This is a genomic window from Paraflavitalea devenefica (assembly GCF_011759375.1).
GTDB classification, from domain to species: domain Bacteria; phylum Bacteroidota; class Bacteroidia; order Chitinophagales; family Chitinophagaceae; genus Paraflavitalea; species Paraflavitalea devenefica.
In genome coordinates this window covers 151,466-174,096 of sequence record NZ_JAARML010000006.1, presented here as the reverse complement: position 1 = coordinate 174,096, position 22,631 = coordinate 151,466, and the positions used below count along the sequence as shown (strand labels likewise).

Annotated in this window: 18 protein-coding genes and 1 tRNA gene; 10 read left to right on the top strand and 9 right to left on the bottom strand. The window is 48.1% G+C overall.

The annotated features are described in order from the left end of the window. Window positions 1–14: 14 nt before the first annotated feature. The 5 genes from HB364_RS28190 to HB364_RS28170 form a co-directional block, all read right to left on the bottom strand. Window positions 15–857, bottom strand: coding sequence for a hypothetical protein (locus HB364_RS28190; RefSeq protein WP_167291773.1), 843 nt, complete (start codon window positions 855–857; stop codon window positions 15–17). A gap of 235 nt (window positions 858–1,092) precedes the next feature. Further along, complete coding sequence (locus tag HB364_RS28185) at window positions 1,093–2,043, bottom strand: cytochrome-c peroxidase (RefSeq protein WP_167291772.1); 951 nt, start codon at window positions 2,041–2,043, stop codon at window positions 1,093–1,095. 1 nt (window position 2,044) lies between these two features. After that, window positions 2,045–2,404: a hypothetical protein gene (locus HB364_RS28180; protein ID WP_167291771.1), complete on the bottom strand. Its 360-nt coding sequence runs from the start codon at window positions 2,402–2,404 to the stop codon at window positions 2,045–2,047. 70 nt (window positions 2,405–2,474) lie between these two features. After that, window positions 2,475–3,173, bottom strand: a complete 699-nt coding sequence (locus tag HB364_RS28175; protein ID WP_167291770.1) for a LytR/AlgR family response regulator transcription factor — start codon at window positions 3,171–3,173, stop codon at window positions 2,475–2,477. Then, window positions 3,170–4,195 (bottom strand): sensor histidine kinase, encoded by a 1,026-nt coding sequence (locus tag HB364_RS28170; RefSeq protein WP_167291769.1) that lies wholly within the window; start codon window positions 4,193–4,195, stop codon window positions 3,170–3,172. Before HB364_RS28170 ends, HB364_RS28175 begins: the two co-directional genes overlap by 4 nt. A 198-nt stretch (window positions 4,196–4,393) precedes the next feature. Here HB364_RS28170 and HB364_RS28165 point away from each other — a divergent pair, with 198 nt between their 5' ends. Then, window positions 4,394–6,568, top strand: coding sequence for an outer membrane beta-barrel protein (locus HB364_RS28165; protein ID WP_167291768.1), 2,175 nt, complete (start codon window positions 4,394–4,396; stop codon window positions 6,566–6,568). Window positions 6,569–6,621: 53 nt separating this feature from the next. Here HB364_RS28165 and HB364_RS28160 read toward each other — a convergent pair whose 3' ends face one another. The 3 genes from HB364_RS28160 to HB364_RS28150 form a co-directional block, all read right to left on the bottom strand. After that, window positions 6,622–9,258, bottom strand: coding sequence for a TonB-dependent receptor family protein (locus HB364_RS28160; protein ID WP_167291767.1), 2,637 nt, complete (start codon window positions 9,256–9,258; stop codon window positions 6,622–6,624). Between the two features lie 118 nt (window positions 9,259–9,376). Next, complete coding sequence (locus HB364_RS28155; protein WP_167291766.1) at window positions 9,377–9,943, bottom strand: peptidase M16 family protein; 567 nt, start codon at window positions 9,941–9,943, stop codon at window positions 9,377–9,379. 356 nt (window positions 9,944–10,299) lie between these two features. Then, window positions 10,300–10,373: transfer RNA gene (locus tag HB364_RS28150), tRNA-His, on the bottom strand. Between the two features lie 244 nt (window positions 10,374–10,617). On the opposite strand from HB364_RS28150, the gene HB364_RS28145 reads away from it, so the two are divergent. From HB364_RS28145 to HB364_RS28125, 5 genes are all read left to right on the top strand, one after another. Beyond that, window positions 10,618–12,780 carry a carboxy terminal-processing peptidase gene (locus HB364_RS28145; protein WP_167291765.1) on the top strand — a complete coding sequence of 721 codons (2,163 nt, stop codon included), beginning with the start codon at window positions 10,618–10,620 and terminating at the stop codon, window positions 12,778–12,780. Between the two features lie 98 nt (window positions 12,781–12,878). Beyond that, window positions 12,879–13,397 (top strand): KdsC family phosphatase, encoded by a 519-nt coding sequence (locus HB364_RS28140; protein WP_167291764.1) that lies wholly within the window; start codon window positions 12,879–12,881, stop codon window positions 13,395–13,397. A gap of 164 nt (window positions 13,398–13,561) precedes the next feature. Beyond that, window positions 13,562–14,509 (top strand): geranylgeranylglycerol-phosphate geranylgeranyltransferase, encoded by a 948-nt coding sequence (locus HB364_RS28135; RefSeq protein WP_167291763.1) that lies wholly within the window; start codon window positions 13,562–13,564, stop codon window positions 14,507–14,509. Further along, entirely contained in the window at window positions 14,509–15,093 is a 585-nt protein-coding gene (locus HB364_RS28130; protein ID WP_167291762.1) for a Maf family nucleotide pyrophosphatase, read from the top strand. Before HB364_RS28135 ends, HB364_RS28130 begins: the two co-directional genes overlap by 1 nt. 78 nt (window positions 15,094–15,171) lie before the next feature. Beyond that, window positions 15,172–16,446 carry a DUF2851 family protein gene (locus tag HB364_RS28125; RefSeq protein WP_167291761.1) on the top strand — a complete coding sequence of 425 codons (1,275 nt, stop codon included), beginning with the start codon at window positions 15,172–15,174 and terminating at the stop codon, window positions 16,444–16,446. A 102-nt stretch (window positions 16,447–16,548) separates the two neighbouring features. On the opposite strand, the gene HB364_RS28120 is transcribed toward HB364_RS28125, so the two are convergent. Continuing rightward, complete coding sequence (locus tag HB364_RS28120) at window positions 16,549–16,980, bottom strand: OsmC family protein (protein ID WP_167291760.1); 432 nt, start codon at window positions 16,978–16,980, stop codon at window positions 16,549–16,551. A gap of 48 nt (window positions 16,981–17,028) precedes the next feature. Between HB364_RS28120 and HB364_RS28115 the strand changes: the two genes are divergently transcribed. From HB364_RS28115 to HB364_RS28100, 4 genes are all read left to right on the top strand, one after another. Beyond that, window positions 17,029–17,832 (top strand): hypothetical protein, encoded by an 804-nt coding sequence (locus tag HB364_RS28115; protein ID WP_167291759.1) that lies wholly within the window; start codon window positions 17,029–17,031, stop codon window positions 17,830–17,832. 85 nt (window positions 17,833–17,917) lie between these two features. Beyond that, entirely contained in the window at window positions 17,918–18,844 is a 927-nt protein-coding gene (gene lipA / locus HB364_RS28110; protein WP_167291758.1) for a lipoyl synthase, read from the top strand. 25 nt (window positions 18,845–18,869) lie between these two features. Next, a complete protein-coding gene (locus tag HB364_RS28105) occupies window positions 18,870–19,820 on the top strand; it encodes a phosphodiester glycosidase family protein (protein WP_167291757.1) in 951 nt (316 codons plus the stop codon). A 115-nt stretch (window positions 19,821–19,935) separates the two neighbouring features. Further along, window positions 19,936–22,110, top strand: coding sequence for a TonB-dependent receptor (locus HB364_RS28100; protein ID WP_167291756.1), 2,175 nt, complete (start codon window positions 19,936–19,938; stop codon window positions 22,108–22,110). Window positions 22,111–22,631: the final 521 nt, after the last annotated feature.

The following is a 22,631-nucleotide window of genomic DNA, read 5'->3' as shown; positions in this document are numbered from 1 at the left end:
TAGGTGCAGGTGGTTTAATTCTTTTTGATCACTGCAGCGGTTGTGCCGGGATAATAATTGCCTTTGAGGACTTCCTTTATATCGTTCCGGAGCTTAAGGTAGTCAATCTTTCTATTATAGGTATAGCTATAAAAAGTACCGCTCACTTCATTGCTGGCTTTCTCCAGGCATTTGGTCAATACATAATCAAACTTTGCGGACGCGTTCATTTTAGGAGACTTCAATACGTGCAGCCGGTAGAGATGGTCTTTGTCGGTGCCATCGGTATTGGTGCTATATACGTAATAAACGATCTTTGAAAAGCTGCCTGCTGTTTCCGGATCGCCCGGCTCCGGATACCATTCATAGCCCCATACATTTTTGCCTTCCCATTTGAAAAAGGAGAAGTTATAATACTGGTTGATGCCTTCGGGTAGCTGGTTGTCTTTATAGGCTTTATAGAGCAGGTCCTGGTATTTGCGGGCATTATCCGGCTTACCCAGGCCAAAGGAGGATACCACTACATTTTTGTACATCCAGTATTGTCTGGCGGCAAAGGAGGAGTCAAAATAGGGTTTACACTTATCTATAAACTTCAGGGCTTCCTGTCCGTAATACAGGGAGCTGTCAAATCGCTCTTTTAACCGGTATTGCATTTCCAGTTTGGAGGTGATGCTTACATAGCTCCAAATAATATAGAGGTACAGGGTGTCTGTCTTGTCACAAATTGGTTCTATGTCTTTGAGGATCTTGCAAGCTTCGGTGAGCTTGTTGATCTGCAGCAAACTGTCTGCTGCCTGGTATTTCTTTAGCAAAGACATTTGTGCATAGGAGCTGGTCGTGAAGGCCAGCAATAGGATAAGGTAAAACTTTTTCATCGCCTGGGGGCTTGGATATTGGATAGGTTAAATATAGAACAAGCGGGAGGGATTGTCAACCCCTGTCGGGCATCCGGGGGCATGACTTATATCAACGTTTCACCTGCCGGCATGACAACCAGTTTTTTACAGATATTTTTTGCGTGTTTTTCACGTAGAGCGGTGCTGGTTAGGTTGCCGGTTTCAGTATTTTCAGCAGTGATTGCTTGTAATGGATGCTGTTGGGAAGCTGGTATTAGTTCTTTTTTGCGGCAGTAAATTGCTTATCGGTCAGTGAAAGGAGGAATGCTTCCAGGTCTTCTTTCTCCTGCCTGGTTAAATGCATCGGTTCGTTGAGCAGGGTATCCCTGTTGATGGCCCCTGGCATTATTTTCTCCGGATCATTATAAAACTCAATCACTTCCTGTAAAGTGCTGAACAGGCCATTGTGCATGTAGGGAGCAGTGATACCGATATTCCTTAATCCCGGTGTTTTAAATTTCCCTATATCGCCGATAGCTCCGGTGATAAGGGCCCTGCCGCTATCGTTCAGGTGTTTTCCATTGAACAGGCCAATATTCCTGAATTCATGCGTAGTAAAGTCAGCGCCGAAATGGCATTTCACACATTTTCCTTTTGTATTGAAAATATCAAACCCTCTTTTAACCCCGGCACTAACAGCATTACTGTCACCGGTAAATTTCCAGTTATCGAAGGGGCTGTCGCTCGTTTCGAGGGTACGCTCAAAAGCAGCCATAGCATCTGCCAGGCTATGGCGTGAAGGCTCACTGTTGTACAGGCTCCGGAAATACTGCCTGTATCGTTTATTTTTCTTCAGCCTCACCAATGCCACTTCAATGGGCAGGTTCATCTCTGAAGGATTCTCTATAGGAGCAAGCGCCTGCGCTTCCAGGGTGGCCGCTCTTCCATCCCAGAATAAGGAACGCTGGCCGGCAACATTCATAGCTGAGGGCGTATTTCTTGTACCTTTTCTATTATGTACGCCCAGGCTTACCGGTAGTGTATCGGCAAATGCCTTTTCCGGTATATGACAACTTGCACAACTGATGGTACGATCGTCTGATAAAATGGGATCGAAGAAGAGCAATTTTCCAAGTGCTGCTTTTGTGCGGGGCTCATTATTGATCAGGGAGGTAAGGGAAATGCATACGGCTGTGATGACCAGCAACAGGATTATTTTTCTCATACTACTGCTTTACTCTTCCCATTACCAGTTTACTCATTCCTTCTTTCCTTTGGATACAGCTATCCACTATAGGCACCAGCCTGAGTGAATCATCATTTGAAAAGAATATGACCTTATAAAGGCCTTTTTTCCCATCACAGCCATTGTCTGTAAAAGAGAAGGTGTCATTATCCAGGGTATAAACGCCGCTTGTAAAAGGCTTTTTATTGATATATCCTTCAAAGCTGTTGTCTTCCTTAAAGATGACGCCTGTAACATTTCCTTTGGGAGAAGGCTTGGTTTCCCACCTTCCGGTGAGTTTGTCCTTTTCGTTGATGGTAACGCAGGTAAATAGCAGTGTAATAAAAAATGTAATTTTCATGGCTTTTATTTATTACACAAACTTGCGACAACCGGCGGAGGGGGGCAATAGTAGATTTATACTATGCTGATCAGGTTGTCAGTTTCAGTATTTTCAGCAGTGATTCCCTGTAATTACTGCCGATGGGGATCTGGTATTTGTCCAGGTGTACCGTATTCCCTTCAATCACCCGGATCTTTGAAAGGTTAATGATAAAAGACCGGTGTACCCTGGCGAATTGCGTTGCGGGTAACAGTTCTTCATAGTCGGAAAAGGGCATTTTGGGCATCAGCTGCTGGCCTGTTGTCACAATCTTTGTATAATTGCCATTGGCTTCCGCATATAGTACCTCATTAAAGAATAGTTTGTGAATGCGGCCGTCGGTTTTGAGAAAGAAATAGTCGGGCACCGGGCTGTTTCCCGCGCCAACGGTTGGTTCCAGTTGTTTCGTTGCTTTATCTATGGCTATAATGAAGCGCTCCAGGGTGAAGGGCTTTATCAGGTAATCACAGGCGTTTACATCAAATGCATTGGCTGCATATTCTTTATAGGCAGTGGTGAATATCACCTGCGGCGGGTGGGGGAGTGTTTTGAGAAAACCAAAGCCGTCCATGACCGGCATGTGAATATCCAGGAAAATAATGTCTGCCGCCTGCTCCTGTAACGTTTTACGTGCTTCCAGCGCATTGGAACATTCGCCCAGCACCTGCAATTGCGGCAGGTATTTGCAATATTCCAGTATGATCTTGCGGGCGAATGGTTCATCATCTATGATCAGGCAGCGGATCATAAGGTTGTTTTTTTGAGGTTCAGTCGTAGTTGTATCGTATAAAGGCCATCCCGGCATTCCCGGTGCAGGCTATAATCGTTGCCATACAAAATTTTCAGGCGTTTATCGGTGGTGCTTAATCCAATACCGGAGGATTCGGCCAGGGGCTGTGGTCCCTCCACAAAAGAATTGACTACGGTGAAAAGGATATCCTCATCTGTTTGCCGGAGGGCGATGCGGATATAGATCTTGTCACTGAAGGTATTTTTGGCATGTTTGAAAGCATTTTCAACAAACACGATCAGCAGCATAGGGGGAATATGTACTTCCGGCGAATAAGCACCCAGTTCCACTTCCAGTTGCAACCGGTCGCCAATACGGATCTTTTCAAAGGCTATATAGGTTTCAATATAGGCAAGTTCCTGCGCCAGTGGTAAGGAAGAAGCCTGTGTGTCGTATACGGTGTAGCGCAACAGTTCGGATAATTTGAGTATCAGTCCGGGTATGCGCTCCTGCTGTACCACGGAGATGCTGTACATGTTGTTGAGGGTATTGAAAAGAAAATGAGGGCTGAGCCTGGATTGCAGGAGATGCAGCTCTGTTTTCTTTTGCTCTGCAGCCATGCTGGCCTCCTGTACCTGTTTTTGGAGGGTAGTGCTGATCAGTTTTAACAGCATACCAATAACGAGTCCCATCATAAAAAAAGGACCTATAGAGGCGCTCAGTTCAACCCAGTCAACATGAGGATGCCCCAGCAGGTATTTATGGACCAGCCACCAGACCGTGAGCAGGCTGGTTATAGCTACTACGGTATGCAGTGCAAGCAGGCCAAGTGAGTTGCGCCGGAACCATTGCATGCATACATACCTTCCTGTATAGATGCAAAGCAGGAACAATAAGGAGCTATATACGGTGATCCTGAAATCTCCTTCGCCATTGGTATAAAAGTAAACCGCCATGAACAGGGTGGCGAGCACTATAAGGCAGAACAGGAGGTGTAGCAGTACCTTATTCTCTTTCCGTATATAGCGGGGGGATGGCATACTGTAAATGTCTGCAAATTTTCGGGTAAGGTGTAAAGGAAAAAGTGAAGCAGCCTGCATGGGTGATGAACAGGCTATTCCAGGTGACGGCCTTATCATCACCCATCTTCCTATATCCATCCCCGGCCTGGACATGCCCGTCAACAAAACTTTCCATGCCCCTGTTCATGCCGGAAATTGGCTAAAAATCCCTGAAGCATGAAGACAGCCCTTATACTGCTTGCTATAGTATTGTTAAGCTACCTGGTGCCAGCCCAGGATACGCGTACACTCAAAGTGGTGACGGTGAAAGGCCGGAAACCGGTGATAGAACAGAAAATGGACAGGACCATTGTGCATGTAGATGCCATGATCTCTGCAGCGGGCAGCAATGCGCTGGAAGTGCTGGCCAGAAGTCCGGGTGTGATGATCAGCCAGGATGACCAGATCAGCCTGAACGGGCGTGGCGGTGTGGTGATCCTCCTAGACAACCGGCCTACGTATTTACCTGCCGGTGATGTAGCCGCTTACCTGCGTTCCCTGCCAGCCGGTGTAATAGATAAAATTGAGCTGATCCATAATCCGCCAGCCTCTTATGATGCCGCGGGAGGCGCCATTATCAATATTGTGCTTAAAAAGAACAAGCAACAGGGCTTTCATGGCAACCTTCAGGCAGGCATGAACCAGGGCGTGCATGCGCGGTATAATAACAGCTTCAATGGGAATTACCGCAAGGGCAAATCCAATATCTTCGGTTATGTAGCTTATAGCCGTGACAAGAATTATAGTGAAGAAACGATCCGCCGGGATTATTTCAGGCCGGATGGCACACCTCAATCTGCTGTGCTGCTCGACAATTATTCCCGTAGTACCGTCAATACCTGGAATGGACGGCTGGGTATAGATTATTTTCTTTCCCGCAACACTACGCTGGGCTTTATGGTTACCGGCAGTACACAGCTTAAGAAAGAACAGTTTGACTTCCATGGCCGGCATGTGGATGGAGCGGGCAAACCGGATTCTACAGCGCTTGGATATACCGGCGGGTCATATACCTGGAGAAATATAGGTGCTAACCTGAACTTTCAGCATAAGCTGGACTCGATGGGGCAACAATTGAGCGGAGATGCAGACCTGATCCAATATTATGCTGATGGTGAACAATACCTACGGAATGACACCTGGTTACCGGACGGGCAGGTGAGTTCATCCTGGAAATCGCTGTTTGTACAGCCTGCTTCTACGCGCATCCGTTCCCTGAAAGCAGATTATGTATTACCATTCAAGGGCAATGCCCGGGTAGAAGCCGGCGCCAAGATCAGCAATGTGCGTATGGACAATGAAGCCCGCTGGTACGATCAAATCAATGGCAGTAATGTGCCCGATTACCGGAAAACAAATGATTTCCGGTATACTGAAACGATCAGTACAGCCTATGTGAATGCCCGTAAGGAGTGGAAACGCTGGGGCCTGCAGGCCGGCCTCCGGCTGGAAGATGTGCGCTTGAAAGGGCAGCAACCGGGTAATGCATTGGTGGCAGGTTCGGCTTTTTATAAGCATTACAGTACCCTCTTTCCTTCCTTCTATCTATCTTATAAGCTGGACAGTACCGGGAATAGCACACTGGTGCTGAGTTACGGAAAACGTATCCGCCGGCCGAATTACCAGCAGTTGAATCCTTTCCTGTTGTACCGCGACAACTATTCTTACACCGGAGGAAATCCCGATCTGCTGCCAGGCTTCAGTCATTATTATGACCTGCGTTATAGTTACCGGGAGTTTCTGAGTGTTACAGCGGGTTATAACCGGGACGAACAGTTGCCGTATGGGGTGACGCAGGCAACGGACGGCATCTTCATCACCAGGCCTATGAACCTGGTGAACAGTGACTCCTATACCCTGGTGCTGTATGGTATGGCACAGCCGGCACGCTGGTGGACAGTGCGGGGCAACCTGTTACTGTTCTGGGTACATCAGCAGGGCGGAGCGGGAGAGATAAAAATAGACCGGCATACCACAGTGCGTGAAATAGAGGTTTCCAGTGAATGGCAGTTGGGCAAAGGATGGCGGGGAGAAATCACCGGTTTTTTCCCGGGCAGGCAGGGGTGGGGACAAACACAGAATGATGCCATTTATGCTATCGGCGCCGGGTTGCAGAAAACGCTGTTCGATGGAAAAGGGAGCATACGGTTGAAAGCCGATGATATTTTTAAGACGAAGATCTTGCGCGAGCAAACGCTGGGCATTCAGCAGGTAACGGCTTTTCGCCGGCGGGAATTTGATAGCCGCCGATTCGGTATAGCTGTATCCTGGCGGTTGGGGAAAGATACCAATGCCCGTAAACGCCGGCATGACAGTGGCGGGGCGAAGGATGAGGAGGGCAGGGTAAACTAATATAAAAGGGGGCGATGATTCGCCCCCCTTTGTTATACGTAGGAAAAGACTGTTTACTGTCCCATGCCCTGCATACCGTTCTGCATACCTTCTGATTCGCCTTTCATGTTCTTGCGTTTGAACAGGGCGATATCAAACTTGCCAAAACGGTAGTTGAAGTTCAACCGAACGATCTGCGGGTCTCTTCTTCTCCAGTCCCACTGTGTGAAGCCTGCTGATTCGGAGAAGGCATAATAACGTCGGCTGCGGAAAATATCGTTCCAGTTTACAGATATAGTAGCGGTATTCTTCCACAGTTGGAATTCTTTGCGCAGGCCCAGGTCGGCGCCATAATTGGCTTCGATAAAGCCTTGCACGGAAGAAGGCGCGGCCATCATAAAGCCACCGCCACCACCACCGCCACGGCCACCACCACCACCGCCGCCACCGCTATTGCTGGTGCTCACCGGCAGGGCGCTCTTGGAAATATAATCACCACTCAGTTGTATGCTCCAGCCTTTGCCGAATTTGAAGGTATTGTTCAGCTTGGCTGAATAGCTGGTACGCTCATTGGTCAACTGCTTGGTTACATTATCGCCATTGATCCTGGAATAATACACGTTGGTGCTGAAGTTCATGTCCCACCATTTGGTCCAGTTATTCCGGAATACCAGCTCCAGTCCGGCTGCATAAGCGTCGGTAGCATTGATCCAGGTGCTCACGAAGGCCGAATCGGCGTTGAACTTCTGCCAGTACTGGTAACGCGCGATCAGGTTGTCGGTATACTTGCCAAACAAAGTAGCGAGGAAGGTATTGTTCTTCGTGCCATAAGTTTTCTGGTAAGAAAGCTCCAACGAATGGGTGAACTCCGGTACCAGGTTGGGATTACCGGTAGAATAGCTCAACTGGTTCGAGATATCGTAGTTCGGCATCAACTGGAAGAAGTTGGGCCTGTTCACCCTGCGGGAGTAATTGATCTGGATATCCTGCTTGTCCTTAAATGAACGGGTTATAAATACACTGGGGAATAAACTGATGGGGAAGCTGTTGGAATACTCCGCTTTACCCAATTGTGTCCCTTCATAGTTAGAGCTCTCTGCGCGCAAGCCCAGTTGGTAGCTCCATTTGTCTTTGATCTTCTGCGAGAAAGTGGCATAACCTGCGTACACATAATCCGTGTATTCGAAGTTGTTGCTGAATTGAGGATCTACCGTACCATTATTGGCGATGGCCTGGGAGCTTTCTGACTTACGGATCTGGGCCCGCAGACCAGCTTCCCATTTCATGTTCTCGGTAATGGGGTGCACATAATCGGTTTGTCCAACGACAAAAGTGTTCTTACCCTCACCAATCGACCTTTGCAGGGTTTCATCGGTCTTGGGATTGGTTTGGCTGGGATCGAAGAAATAACGGGCCAGGATATTGCTTTCGTTTTCATTCCGGCTTTGGTTGAAATTCACATCGGCTGTCCACTCGCGGCCGGCTTTGGCAAACAGGTGCTTAAAGCTCAATTGCGTACCGTAATTACGGAATTCAAATTCGCCGAGGCTGTTGCGGTATTGGCTTTGGAAGAATACATCATTGGTATCAACCTGATAGTTCTCGCGGTTGTCATTCTTGAATTGGCCCCGTACAATGGATTGCGAAATAGACAGGGTATTGCGGTTGTCCATGAAATAATCCAGCCCGAAGCGGCCAAAGGCAAAAGAACCCCGGTTCACCTGGTCATTTTCCTGGTGCGAGAAAATGCTGCTGCTCGTAGCTGTGTTCAACTGATCGCTCCAGCCCCAGCCTTTGGATTTACGCTGGTTGTACATGGCATTGGCAAATACGTTGAGTTTTCCCTGGCGTACGTTGATATCGCCACCTACATTGAACCGGGCACGGGAGTCTATACCGGCGCGGATGCTACCGTTATAACCTGCTTTGCGGTTCTTCTTTAATACGATGTTGAGGATGCCTGCCTGTCCACCGCTGGCGTCATACTTGGCGGAAGGATTGGTGATCATTTCTATGCTTTGGATGGCATCGGCCGGTATCTGGTCGAGGGAGAGGGTAGTGGGGCGTCCATCCACAAAGATCTGTGGCGCCGCATTACGCAGGGTAACATTGCCGTCAATATCCACATTGAGGGAAGGAACGCTGCGCATTACATCTACTGCGGTACCGCCGGCAGAGGTGATGTTCTTTTCCACGTTGAAGATCTTACGGTCAATCCCCATTTCAATCAGGGGTTTGGCGCCGGTTACTGTTACCGCTTCCATGACCTGTGCATCCTGTTCCAGTTTGAAATTACCGAGGTCTTTATCTACTGCATTCATGGCCTGGCTCATATCGCCCTGGCCAAACTTCAATTCAAAAGCTACTTTCTGCTCGATGGTTTTATAACCGATGGCGGTTATTTTGAGGCGGAACTGACCAAATAAGGGAAGGCCTTCGAGGCTGAAATCACCATTGTTACGGGTAAGCATGCCGCCTACCAGCGTATCTTTCGGCTTTTTGGTGGCAGGGTCCATCTTGGTCTGGATCAACTGCACAGAAGCGGCTTCCACGCCTTTATTGGTCTTGGCATCTATAATACGGCCATAAAAGTGGCCAATATTCTGCATGCCGCCACCGCCACCTGGGCGTCCGCCACCTCCTCCGGGAAACTGGGCTATACTTTGGCTATACAAAACAGCACAAATAACTAATAACAGAAAACTTCTCATATACCGGTTAATTATTATTGCAAGGGTTAGACGCAAAAGTCCTCTAGAACTTGTGACAGGGTTCTGACATTGTGATGAAAGGTAAAAATGACGATGGTTTGTGGAAATCATCCACTTATCAGGTCGTTGCCAATACGATGGCCAGTTGTATCAATCCCACCAGGAGACCAAACAGGCCGGCTATCAGGGCTGCCCGGTCCAGGTCGGGGCCTATGGATTGATTAACAGTAGCTTGCATTCTTTCTGTGGTAATGGCTTCCACTTTGTCTATCACCATCTGCTCCAGGTTGAGGTCCTGCTGCAGGTTTTTTACATAGCTTTTCATTACCACGGGGAAGATGGTTTCCAATTCCTTCATAAAGATCTCCTTGAGTTGGCTGATGGTGCGCTCGCCAATGAAGGTGCTGATGATGGGGAAGGCCTTGGGAAGGCCCGTCCGCAGGAAATCATCAATATGTCCTTCCACCTGGGGCATCAGTTTCTGTATGCTTTCCGGGCTGGTGATCTTTTGTTCAAGGGTTTCAAAGGAAACCAGCTCGGTACTTACCTTTTTAGCCAGTTGTTCCGTCCATTGCCGGCGTCTCCGGGGGAGAATGCGGGTCAGGAACAGTTTGACAGATAACTGAACGGTCAGCCAGCCGGTCAGTGCAGATAAGATGGGGATCATTAGCCACCAGGGACTCATTGTAATCAATTGAAGGATAATAAAAACGAAAAAATTGAGGGCGCAAGGTACGGCTATTTTTGCGGGCTGTGGCGATTCAACCCGCTTCCATTGCCCATCCTCCTGTCATCCTGGCCTCATCCATGTGTGAACCATGTGTCAAATGGGGGTGTTCTCCAATGGCGCACACATCTTTGACACATGGTTCACACATGGCTTAAAGGAGGTTGGTAAATTGTTCACGATTTTGAAAATATTTTTTGGAGGGTGGAATAACCTGGTTGTCAGGTAAAACAGGGCAGGCATGGTAAGACGGTACTGCAGACGGGCACCAAAGAAAAATGGCGCTCAAAAATGAATTTTGAACGCCATTTCGGGGTGGATGACCGGGTTCGAACCGGCGACCCTCAGAACCACAATCTGATGCTCTAACCAACTGAGCTACAACCACCGTATTGGGAGTGCAAAAGTAAAGTAAATCTGATTTCTGTCAAAAAATCATTCTCACATTTTTTCACTGTTCCCTATTTAATGCGCACAGATAGCATCAGTTAGCCGCTTATCCCTTGCTCTTTTCCGGTCTTCCTGATTCCTGGAATTTTAGACAAAACCGATTGTTAATATTCATTTTGCGCTGCAACAACCCATCTTATTTATCGTTATTTTTGGAAGCAATGACTAAAGTCTTACAATATATGGTTAAAAGAAAGAATCTACCTGTTGTGCTGATCATTCTGGGAGCCGGTTTGTTTCTTGCCTTCCGTACACTTGGATTAGGAGGGGGCGATAAGCCGCCCGCCACAAAATATGAGAAGATCCTGCATAATGTGGGGGAGATGCTGTCGGAAATTCACTACAGCCCTAAAAAGATAGACGATAATTTCTCCAGGGAAGTGTTCAAAAAGTTCCTGGTGAACCGTTATGTGGATGAGAATAAGAATATCCTGCTGCAGTCGGACGTGCAGCGGTTAAAGAAATACGAAACAAAGATCGACAATGAGTTACTGGGCGAGCCGGTACAATTTGTGCCCGAGGTTTCTGAGATCGTGAAGAAGCGTATCCTCGAAACAGAGCAGATCTATAAAGAGGTGCTGAGCAAGCCGTTTGACTTTACCAAGGAAGAAACAGCCAATTTCAATACCGATGAAATTGATTTCCCGAAGAATGAAGCAGAACGCAAGGAGGTATGGCGTAAAAGGTTGAAATCCCTGACGCTGGACCGTTACGCTGATCTGCTGGATGCCCGCGAACGCAATAAAGGAAAGGACAGCGTGAAGGTGAAAACCGATGCCGAACTGGAAAAGGAAGCGCGCGACCGGGTGATGAAGATCATGGACAGGATCTATGAGCGCCTGAAAGTAAAGATCAATGATGATGACCGTTTTAATGAATATGTAAAGACGATCACGGAGTCTATGGACCCGCATACGACCTACTTCCCGCCCGTGGATAAGCGTTATTTTGATGAGCAGATGAGCGGCAGCTTTTTTGGTATTGGCGCTTCCCTGCGGGAAGATGAAGGTGGTATTAAGATCGGCTCCCTCATTACCGGCAGTCCTGCCTGGAAATCGGGCGAAGTGGCGGTAGGGGATATGATCCTGAAGGTGGGACAGGGCGTTGCCGAACCGGTAGACCTGGGTGGCTTCTTTGTGGAAGACGCCGTAAAGGTGATCCGTGGTAAACAAGGTACTGAGGTACGCCTTACCCTGAAAAAAGCGGATGGTTCCGTTAAAGTAATAAGCCTCATCCGTGACAAGATTGTGCAGGATGAAACTTTTGCCCGCAGTGCTATTGTAAATACCACCGGTGGTAAGATCGGCTTCATTTACCTACCGGAATTCTATGCCGATTTCGACAATCCGAAAGGTCCCCGTTGTTCTGAAGATGTACGTAAAGAGATCATCAAGCTCAAGGAACAGAAAGTAGATGGCATTGTGATGGACCTGCGCAACAATGGTGGCGGTTCTCTGTACGATGTGGTACAAATGGTAGGTTTGTTCATTGAAAGCGGTCCGATTGTACAGGTAAAAGACCGTGATGGCAAACCCCAGATCTATCCCGACCGCGATAAAAGCATATTGTACGACGGACCGCTGGCGGTGATGGTGAATGAGTTCAGCGCCTCTGCTTCTGAAATATTTGCTGCTGCTATCCAGGATTATGACCGGGGTATCATTATAGGCAGCACCTCTACCTATGGTAAGGGTACTGTACAACGCAATATTGGCCTGGATAAGAACCTGGGTATGCTCAATCCCAACAGTGAGCTGGGTACCGTAAAGCTCACTTTGCAGAAGTTTTACCGCATCAATGGCGGCTCTACCCAACTGCGCGGCGTAAGCTCCGATATTGCCCTGCCCGACCTGGCAGAGTATTCCAAGCTGCGCGAAAAGGACAATCCCGATGCATTGCCCTGGGATGAGATACAAAAGGCCGATTACAGCCGCTGGAAATATGGCCTTGACCTGGCGCCCATCAAGAAAGCGAGCGATGACCGCCTGAAAACCAGCGATGCCTTTACAAAGATCAAGTTCAATGCTGAATGGCTGGCCAAACAAAATGATAAGGTGGCGCAACTGAACCTGAAGAAGTACCAGGAAGAGCAAAAGCAGATGAAAGCCGTGGCCAGGCAGATAGATTCGCTCAGCAAATCGGCGAAAGAGCTGGATGTGGAAGCGATGGCCGAAGACCTGAAGAAGTTTGAATATGATGCCGGCAAGCTGGAACGCTTTAAGCAATGGATCAAATCACTCCGTGGCAATGATATTTATCTTGGTGAGGCTGTGAATGTGGTGAATGATATGATCGTGCAGAAGAACCTGGTATATAACAATAATAATAACAGCCGGAAGAATTAAAAGCTGTTTATATATGGTGAACGCTGAATGGTGTATATCATTCAGCGTTCTTTTTTTATGTATTCCCTATTTTTGTTGCTCATTACTACCCATTGCCCATGAGTATTCTAGACCAGTTTAAGCAGATCACAACGTTTGTATTTGATATGGATGGCGTACTAACCGATGGTACGGTATATGTATTGGATAGCGGCCAGTACCGGCGTATGAACATCAAGGATGGATTTGCCCTGCAACTGGCTATTAAGAAAGGGTACCGGGTGGCAGTGATCTCCGGCAGTGTGAGTGATCCGGCCGTACAGCGCCTGCAAAAGCTGGGCATCCAGGATATATTTATGGGGGTAAAGGACAAAAAGGCCCACCTGCAGCACTACATGCAGCAGCACCAGTTACAAAAAGGGGAAGTGTTGATGATGGGGGATGATATTCCGGATTATGAAGTGATGCAAACGGTAGGCATGGCCTGCGCCCCGGCCGATGCAGCCATGGAAATCAGGGAACTGGCGCATTATATTTCCGGGGCGCCGGGTGGCATGGGCTGTGTGCGGGATGTTATCGAGAAAGTACTCAAATTGAATGATCACTGGGATTTGCACACGAATACTGCGAGTTTATAATTTCGCGTTTGGAGTTTCGGGTTGCTGCCGCGATTTATGCCGGCCGATTAAAACCGGCCCCACTGGCTGTATTAAATTTAATTTACACGTTACTGACAAAGAACCCGAAACACGGAACTCAAAACCCGAAACATTCAGAATTCTGTGATTATCTTAGCGCATTCATGAAACTACTGGTAGCATTTTTACGGCTGGTAAGAACGTTGAACCTGGTGTTTATTGCATTCACCCAGTTGTTGTTCCTGTATTGCGTGATCATCCCCGTATTTCAGCAGGCCAATATGCCTTTAGCGATCCCGGTGCACCTGTTTGTGCTGTTGGTCATTGCTTCTGTATTGATCGCTGCAGGCGGTTATATTATCAACGATTATTTTGACCTCAATATAGACCAGGTGAATAAACCCGGCCGGCTGGTGGTGGAAAAGATCATCAAGCGGCGCTGGGCTATTGTATGGCATTGGGTACTATCGGCCATCGGTATCCTCATCAGCACCTATGTAGCCTGGAAAGCGCGGGTGTGGTGGCTGGCGCCTGCCAATGTAGGTTGTGTGATTGCCCTGTGGCTCTACTCTACTACTTTTAAGCGGAAGCTGCTGAGCGGTAATATTGTTATATCCCTGCTGACGGCCTGGACGGTGATGGTGGTGGGGTTTATGGTCCATTACAGGATCATTAAAACACCCGGACTGTACGGGGTGGTAGAGGCTTCCAAGATCATGCGGGTCACTTTCCTGTATGCCGGTTTTGCTTTTATTATTTCCCTGATCCGGGAAGTGATCAAGGATATTGAAGATATGGCCGGCGATGAGAAATATGGTTGCCGTACCATGCCCATCGCCTGGGGCGTCAATGTATCGAAGGTATTCATTGGCACCTGGCTCATCGTACTGATAGCCGCCCTTATGATCGTACAAGCGTATGTGCTGACGTTCGAATGGTGGTGGTCGGCCCTGTATTGTGTTATGCTGATCATTGTTCCCCTGCTGTATATCCTGAGCAGACTGTATACGGCTTATGCCAGCGCCGATTTTCACCGGCTGAGCAACTGGGTAAAGTTTGTGATGCTCACCGGTATCCTGTCAATGATCTTCTTTAAAATCTATTTTCGATAATGGCTGTTCAACGGGTAGTATTGGCCTCTCAATCGCCACGGCGCAAGCAATTGCTGGAATGGGCCGAAGTTCCATTTGATATTATTGTACGTTCTACTGATGAAAGTTATCCGCCGGGACTTGCTACCCCGCTTATACCGGTACATATCGCCCGCCAGAAGGCATTGGCTGTCCAGGACTGTGAGGAGTACAAACGTTACAATGCCGGTACCACTATCGTAGCCGCAGATACCGTGGTGGTGCTGGAGGATGTGATTCTCGGCAAGCCGAAAGACCGGGAAGATGCCATTGACATCCTGAGCATGCTATCGGATAGAAAACACCTTGTTATTACCGGCGTGGTGATCTTGCATGCGGGCGAGGAAATTGCTTTTTCCGATACGACAGAAGTATGGTTTCATCCCATTACCACCGCTGAAATTGCTTTTTACGTAGATAAATACCAACCCTTCGACAAAGCAGGCGCCTACGCCATTCAGGAGTGGATAGGCGTAACGGGCATTAAACGTATTAATGGCGACTTCTATAATGTCATGGGACTGCCCGTGAGCAGGGTAGTGCAGTACCTGCAGGCATTGGGCTAATACATCTATTAATTAAAATCATATCGCGCAATACGATGGTTTGAAAGTTTCGTATATACTTTCAAATGCAATATCGCTATGACCGAACGCCTGCTCCAGTTTATCTGGCAATTCCAGTATTTTAATCGCCAGCACTTACAGTTTACTACAGGGGAGGACTTTGAAATCGTTCATCCAGGCACTTTAAATACCAACCAGGGCCCCGACTTTTTAGCCGCCAAAATAAGAATAGGCCATGCTGTACTGGTAGGCCCGGTAGAGCTGCACGTCAAAACTTCTGAATGGTATAAACACGCCCATCAACTGGATCCCCGGTATAATCCGGTGATCTTACATGTAGTGTGGGAAGATGACCTGGATAGTTCCAACAATAATACGATCCCTGTGCTTACTTTAAAGGAAAGGGTGCCTAAGTTACTGTTACAGCAATACGAAGACTGGATGAACAGCCGCATGTTCATTCCCTGTGAGCAACAGATCACGCAAACGGCCGCCATTACCTGGGTATCCTGGAATGAACGCCTGCTGGTAGAACGGTTACAACGTAAATCGAAAGTGGTATTTGAATGCCTGGCCGAAAATAACCAGCACTGGGACGAAACCTGCTGGTGGCTGCTGGCCAGGAACTTTGGTATGAAGGTGAATGCGGAAGTCTTTGAAGCCATGGCCCGGAGCATCTCCCTCTCTGTACTGGGCAAGCACAGGAACCAACTGGTACAATTGGAAGCTATGCTGATGGGGCAGGCGGGTTTGCTGCAAAAGGATTATGAAGATTATTATGCCCGGCGGTTAAAAGAAACTTATCAGTTCTACCAGGTAGCATACAAGCTCCACCAACGACCAGAAGCCGCTCTCTTCCTTCGCATGAGGCCGGCGTCTTTTCCCACTATCAGGCTGGCGCAGTTGGCGATGCTGGTTCATAGTTCAGGTCATTTGTTCTCAAAAATTAAGGAAACCATTTCAGTAAAAGATGTTAAAAAGCTGCTGGATGTACAGGCCAGCGCTTACTGGGACCACCATTATACTTTCGATAAGGTATCGCCGGCCAGGCCCAAGCGAACAGGGGACAGTATGATCAGGAATCTGCTCATCAATACGATTATTCCCCTGCTATTTGCCTATGGCCATCAGCGTCAGGAGCAGGAATATAAGGACCGGGCATTGCAATGGCTGCAGGAACTGGAGGCCGAAGAAAACACCATTACACGCGGATTTCAGCAGTGGGGTATTACCAATCAGAATGCTTTCGAATCGCAGGCACTCATTGAATTAAAAAATATGTATTGCGACCATAAGCGCTGCCTGGACTGTGCGGTGGGAAATGCGCTGTTGAAGAAGAATATGGTAATATGATAATTTGATAATGAAAATACCTGTGTGGCTGGCTTTAGCTACACAGGTATTTGCTGTATTCCCCCATTACCACATTTTCAAATTCTCAAATTTTCAAATTAGTTACACTTTCAAATTAATCACGGCCGGATTCCACTGAAAGGTCACATTCACTTTGATGTCCGGATGTATGCTATAAATTACCGGGCAGGTATGGGCGGCGCGCTCCAGTATGATCTTTTGCTTCTCATCCACCTGCAGGGTCTCCGGAAAAGAAAATGTTAAATTAATGCCTGCGATGCGGCGCGGGTCGGCGGCCATGATCTTTTCTACTTCAATCTTCGTATCCGTCAGGTTTACTTCCATATCCCGGGCTTTCTGGCCCATAATGGTGAGCATACAGGAGCCCAGCGCTGTGGCCACCAGATCGGTTGGGGAGAAGCGTTCGCCCTTACCCTGGTTGTCGGTGGGGGCATCTGTTTGTATTTCAGTGCCTGATTTCAGATGTAAACAAACCGTTCTAAGGTTTCCTTCGTAAACAACAGTAGAAGTCATTATCTTATTTTTGCCTTAAATTTACGTTGAATAATTAAATCACAGCCGGTGAAGAAACTCGTTCTGTCAATCGTAGTCGTTCTTATAGCCAGTTCTGCCTGGGCGCAGAACAATCCCACTCCCAAATCTCCCACAGCTAAAAAGGATAAAAAAGCAGCCAAACGTGAGCAGGTAGCCAAATTGCTGAAAATGGAAGAAGAAGGGGAGATCATTTTCAATAAACAAAGCGTTTTTGGCCTGAAACTCTCTACAGACGGGTACGGGCTTTCCTATGAATGGGGAAAGTTCAAAAGTAACCGGGTAGCCACCATTTTCCAGATAGAGCTGAATGAAAAGAAGCATCCCAAGGAAAAAAGGACTTCCTACCAGGTGGGCACTTTTAATGTGAACAGTGTGATCTATGGCAAAACCAATAATCTTTACCAGTTGAGGCTGGGCATTGGACAGCAAAGGATTATTGGCGGTAAGGGTAATAAAAATGGAGTAGCCGTCATGGCAACTTATGCTGCCGGGGTATCTGCCGGCTTTGTAAAGCCCTATTATGTGGATGTGGTGACGAAAACAGAAGAGCGCATCCGCTCTACCTATCCCACCATTATTGACAGCCAATATGTAGAAATAGGCGCTTCCGGCTTCACCGTAGGCTGGGGCGAGGTAAAGATCCGTCCGGGCGCCCATGCCAAGGCCGGATTACGGTTCGATTTCGGGCGTTTCAATGAAACGGTGACCGCGGTGGAAGTAGGTATTTCGGCCGATTTCTATGCCCAGAAGATCTCCCAGATAGCTTTTAATAAGGAAAAGCAGTTTTTCTTCAATGGTTATGTGACCCTGCTTTTAGGTAGGCGAAAGTGATGTATTTTTGCTTGTCCCGCTGAAGGCGGGCCGCTGAACAACTTACTATCCTAAGTTGTTGATACCTATCACTGAATGACTAAATATGCAGGAATTACCGATTATCAATACTGTACCCGAAACGGCTAAAGTCAAGAAACCCAACTGGCTACGGGTTAAGCTGCCTACCGGCGAGAATTACAAGCATGTCCGCGGCCTGGTAGATACCCACAAACTACACACCATTTGCGAAAGCGGTAACTGTCCCAATATGGGAGAGTGCTGGGGAGAAGGTACGGCTACCTTTATGATCCTGGGCAATGTATGTACCCGGAGTTGCGGCTTTTGCGCCGTGGCCACCGGCAGGCCGGAGGCGGTAGACTGGGATGAACCCCAGCGGGTGGCGGAAGCCATTTACCTGATGCAGGTAAAGCATGCGGTAGTGACCTCTGTTGACCGTGACGAGCTGAAGGATGGCGGCAGCATTATCTGGTACAATACCATTAAAGCTATTAAGGCCCTGAACCCGGAGACTACGCTGGAAACACTGGTACCCGACTTCAAGGGTCAGCAGGAGAATATACAACGGATTGTTGAAGCGGCGCCCGAAGTGGTATCGCACAATATTGAAACGGTAGAACGCCTTACCCGGCAGGTGCGCATACAGGCCAAATACCGCCGTAGCATGGATGTGCTGAAAGTGCTGAAAGAAGGCGGCATGCGTACCAAAAGCGGTATCATGCTGGGACTGGGTGAAACGAAAGAAGAAGTGCTGCAAACCATGAAAGACCTGCGCAACAGCGGGGTGGATGTAGTCACGATCGGACAATACCTGCAGCCTACCCGCAAGCATTTACCGGTGATCAGGTTTGTACACCCGGATGAATTTGCCGAATACCGTGAAGCTGGCTATGAAATGGGCTTTGATTATGTGGAAAGCGGTCCGCTGGTACGTTCTTCCTACCACAGTGATAAGCATGTTATTCCCGGTTATGGTATCTCTACCTGGAAACTGCAGAAAGCAATGGTTTAATTTTATCAATCATTATAATCAAGGCTTGAAAAAGACATTTTTGCTGGGGAGCATACTCATGATTGTGTGTGCTCCTTTTTCTTTTGCCCAACTGAACTGGCAACCGGTAGATACAGGATTTGGCAATTTGCCTTCCTCTGTGAAACTGTATAAAACAACAGATTCCCTCAACGGGCGTCCCTTTATTGCTTACTGTATTGTGGCCAGCCTGAAAAACCGCAAGCTGGAATTTGCCACGCAGGTAGGAAAGGGCAAGCGGTACACGCCGGCGCAATTCTATGAGCAGGAGGGCAAGCCGCTGGTGGTGATGAATGCTACTTTTTTCTCTTTTGCCACCAATCAGAACCTGAATGTGGTGATCAACAACGACAGCATGCTGGCTTATAATGTGCCTGCCCTGCAGCAAAAGGGTACGGATTCCTTTTATTACCCCACCCGTAGCGCTATAGGTATTACCAAAAGCCGGCGGGCCGATGTGGCCTGGCTGTTTACCGATACGGCGCAACGCTGGCCTTATGCCTTCCAGGAACGTCCCATACTGGCCAAAGGAAAGACCAGCGATCCCAATCTGGCCGACCTGAATACATTGGACCACTGGAAATGGTGGAAAATGCATACGGCTATCGGCGGCGGACCAGTATTGCTGAAGGATGGCCTGATCAACGTTACCAATGAGCAAGAGCAGATGTTTGTGAAAGGAGAGAAGGACCTGCATCCCCGTACGGCGATGGGTTACCGTAAACGGGAACTGATCATCCTGGTGATACAGGGGCGTTTTCCGGGTGTAGCAGAAGGAGCTACCCTGGCAGAGGAAGCCAAAATATTCCAGGACCTGGGATGCGTGGAAGCCCTGAACCTCGATGGCGGCGGCAGCAGTTGTGTATTGGTAAACGGAAAGGAAACGATACAACCATCCGATAAAGGCGGACAAAGACCCGTGCCGGGTGTGTTTATTATCCGGCAGAAGAAAAGGTAGTAAGCAGAAGCGGGCCTGATGCCGGAAATTCACTTACTATTTCCGGAATAAATAAAGGAGGAATAATCCTGGTATATCATTGCTGGATACCTTCGCGCCCAAATTGAGAAATGCGATGAAGTGTATCCCCTCTGTACTCCTATGTTGTTTATTATTTTATTGCTCTACTGTTACTGCTCAGGTCATTAAAGCCGACACTACCTCCCGCATCCGGACGATGGCGAACGCTGATACCCTGTCCGATGTAATAGTATCTGCCTCTCGCCGGCCAGAGAATATCCGCAATATTGCCGCTTCTGTTACCGTCATCCCGCGTCATAAGCTGGAAACAGAAATGGCCATCAATCCCGATCTTACCGCCATCCTGGCCAACCAGGTGCCTGGTTACGCACCCACCGCTCAATCGGGCAGCAATGTGGGTCAGAACCTCCGTGGCCGCCCCATGCTGGTAATGGTAGATGGTGTAAGCCAGTCATCCCCCTTGCGCAATGCGGAAGTTGACCTGCGTTCCATCGATCCTGCTGTATTGCAACAAATAGAAGTAGTAAAAGGCGCTACGGCCATTTATGGCAATGGCGCTGCCGGCGGCCTGGTCAACTACGTGACGATGGTGCCCGATACTACTACGGCCTTCGGTGGTAAAACAGATGTACAGCTCAATGGCTCACTGGTAAAGGTGAAGAACTCGGTAGGCGGGCGTATCAACCAGTTGTTTTATGGCAAAGTGGGCAAATTCGATTACGTGGTGAGTGGTACGGCTGAGCAAACCGGTGAGTACAAAGACGCCAAAGGCGACCTGGTAGGCCCCAATTACAGCCTCGGGGAAACGGATACTTACAATGCTTTTGCCAAACTGGGATTTGAGCCAGGCAGGAACCAGCGCCTGCAATTAGTATATAACTACTATAGCAGCCTGCAACACAGCAATTATACGCTGGTGAACGGCAACCTCGCTACCGGACAAAAAGCAACGGGCGTTTTAGGCAAGCCATTGGGCGAACCTACCGGCGCCCAATATAACCATAACCTGCACCTATCGTACAGGGTCGACAACCTGTTCCTGCATACCAGCCTTATCGCCGATGTGTATTATGAAAAGCGCGAAGATGTATTTTATGTTTCACTTGGCCGTTTTGATGGAGGCGATGGCCAGTCGCTGGCCAACAATGACAAGAAAGGCGCCCGGTTATTCCTGCAAACCCCTGTCATCAATAGCCCCTCCCTGAAAGCCAACCTGGCTTATGGCGTGGATTACCTGCGCGATAAAACTTCCCAGCCCCTGGTAGATGGCAGGGTATGGGTACCTACCATGGATATGACCAACCTGGCGCCCTTCGCGCAGGCCGACCTCACCATTGTACAGAACCTGGTGTTTAAAACAGGGTTCCGCTTTGAAGATGTACGCATTGATGTGGACGATTACCAAACACTCCGCATCACCAATGCCAGTGGCGCTACTGTAACACCTTCCTTCATGGTAAAAGGCGGTACATTAAAATACAATACGGGGCTTTTCAATGCAGGATTGAAGTACAACCGCTTCGAACTGTTCAGCCCCTTTATCAGCTTTTCACAAGGGTTTTCTGTTATGGATATCGGGTTGGCGTTACGGGATGCCAAAGTGAACAGCATTGATAAGATCAATACCGATGCGGTAAAAGTGAACAACTTTGAGATCGGGTTCGACAGCCGTTACAAGGGCCTTCAGTTCACGGCGGCTGCTTACCGCAGTACTTCCAAACTGGGCATTGAAGTAATATATGATCCTGCTACTGGCTTGTTCAATACCGCCCGCAGCCCGGAATTGGTGTATGGCTTTGAACTGGCCGCTGCTTATCGCTTCAACCGTACCCTGACAGTGGGCGGTTCCTATAGCTATACAGAAGGAAAAAGGGATATTAATAACAACGGTAAATACAATGATGACGTGGACCTGTACATGAACGGACGCCGGATTGCAGCGCCGAAAGCGACTGGCAATGTCACCTGGACACCCCTGCAGGCGTTGGACCTCATGCTCAATTATACGGGTATCATGAATCGCGAACGCTTTGCCAAAAATTCCACCACCGGCATCTACAATGGTAATGAGGGCGCGGTAAAAGCCTATAACCTCTTCAACTTCGCTGCCAGCTATAAGGTCAATAAAAATACCCGGCTCAGCGTGGGTATCGAAAACCTGTTCAATGAAGATTATTTCCCGGCCAGGGCCAAATGGTTCATGCAACCCGGCTTTTACTCAAAGGGCAGGGGTACAGCTTTTGCTGTGGGGGTATCGGTGCGGTATTAGGTGGAAAGTCTACATAGGTATACAAAAAGAAAGGCGCTCTCCTTTCTTTTTGTATACTCATGTACCTGCCAATCTTGACCCCGGTAAAGAAATATTTAATTTCCATTTAATTTGGTTACATTTATTATATGGATTCCTGATTGCCATTTACCATTGTACCTCCACTTTCCTATCTGGTAATTACAAAAAGTACCGCCTCTTAACATTAATTCAGCACCTGCGCCTTTTCCTATAACTGCGATCCAATTTTTCTACTTCTGGTCCTGCTTAGTAGTTGTTATAATACACCCACAAGGGTATTACACGTATCAGACGACGTGATGATGCCGCGTTCCATTTTATGTATGATCAATAAAAATTGATTGTATGAATAATTCTACACGACTGTTCACATCCATATCAAATAAAGAAATACTAGTACCCTTGCCGGTACAGCCTGCATTTTGCCTGATCTGTGTTTATGCCCGTTGTAGTGATTCGAGCCCTCCGGCATAACGCGTTCAAAGCTGGTTGTTTGTTTT

Excerpts from the sequence above, each read along its gene's own strand:
- HB364_RS28165 (WP_167291768.1), top strand. The coding sequence starts at position 4,394 with ATGAAGACAGCCCTTATACTGCTTGCTATAGTATTGTTAAGCTACCTG.
- HB364_RS28160 (WP_167291767.1), bottom strand. The coding sequence starts at position 9,258 with ATGAGAAGTTTTCTGTTATTAGTTATTTGTGCTGTTTTGTATAGCCAA.
- HB364_RS28170 (WP_167291769.1), bottom strand. The coding sequence starts at position 4,195 with ATGCCATCCCCCCGCTATATACGGAAAGAGAATAAGGTACTGCTACAC.
- HB364_RS28145 (WP_167291765.1), top strand. The coding sequence starts at position 10,618 with ATGGTTAAAAGAAAGAATCTACCTGTTGTGCTGATCATTCTGGGAGCC.
- HB364_RS28135 (WP_167291763.1), top strand. The coding sequence starts at position 13,562 with ATGAAACTACTGGTAGCATTTTTACGGCTGGTAAGAACGTTGAACCTG.
- HB364_RS28120 (WP_167291760.1), bottom strand. The coding sequence starts at position 16,980 with ATGACTTCTACTGTTGTTTACGAAGGAAACCTTAGAACGGTTTGTTTA.
- HB364_RS28140 (WP_167291764.1), top strand. The coding sequence starts at position 12,879 with ATGAGTATTCTAGACCAGTTTAAGCAGATCACAACGTTTGTATTTGAT.
- lipA (WP_167291758.1), top strand. The coding sequence starts at position 17,918 with ATGCAGGAATTACCGATTATCAATACTGTACCCGAAACGGCTAAAGTC.
- HB364_RS28185 (WP_167291772.1), bottom strand. The coding sequence starts at position 2,043 with ATGAGAAAAATAATCCTGTTGCTGGTCATCACAGCCGTATGCATTTCC.
- HB364_RS28130 (WP_167291762.1), top strand. The coding sequence starts at position 14,509 with ATGGCTGTTCAACGGGTAGTATTGGCCTCTCAATCGCCACGGCGCAAG.
- HB364_RS28100 (WP_167291756.1), top strand. The coding sequence starts at position 19,936 with ATGAAGTGTATCCCCTCTGTACTCCTATGTTGTTTATTATTTTATTGC.
- HB364_RS28190 (WP_167291773.1), bottom strand. The coding sequence starts at position 857 with ATGAAAAAGTTTTACCTTATCCTATTGCTGGCCTTCACGACCAGCTCC.
- HB364_RS28155 (WP_167291766.1), bottom strand. The coding sequence starts at position 9,943 with ATGAGTCCCTGGTGGCTAATGATCCCCATCTTATCTGCACTGACCGGC.
- HB364_RS28125 (WP_167291761.1), top strand. The coding sequence starts at position 15,172 with ATGACCGAACGCCTGCTCCAGTTTATCTGGCAATTCCAGTATTTTAAT.
- HB364_RS28180 (WP_167291771.1), bottom strand. The coding sequence starts at position 2,404 with ATGAAAATTACATTTTTTATTACACTGCTATTTACCTGCGTTACCATC.
- HB364_RS28175 (WP_167291770.1), bottom strand. The coding sequence starts at position 3,173 with ATGATCCGCTGCCTGATCATAGATGATGAACCATTCGCCCGCAAGATC.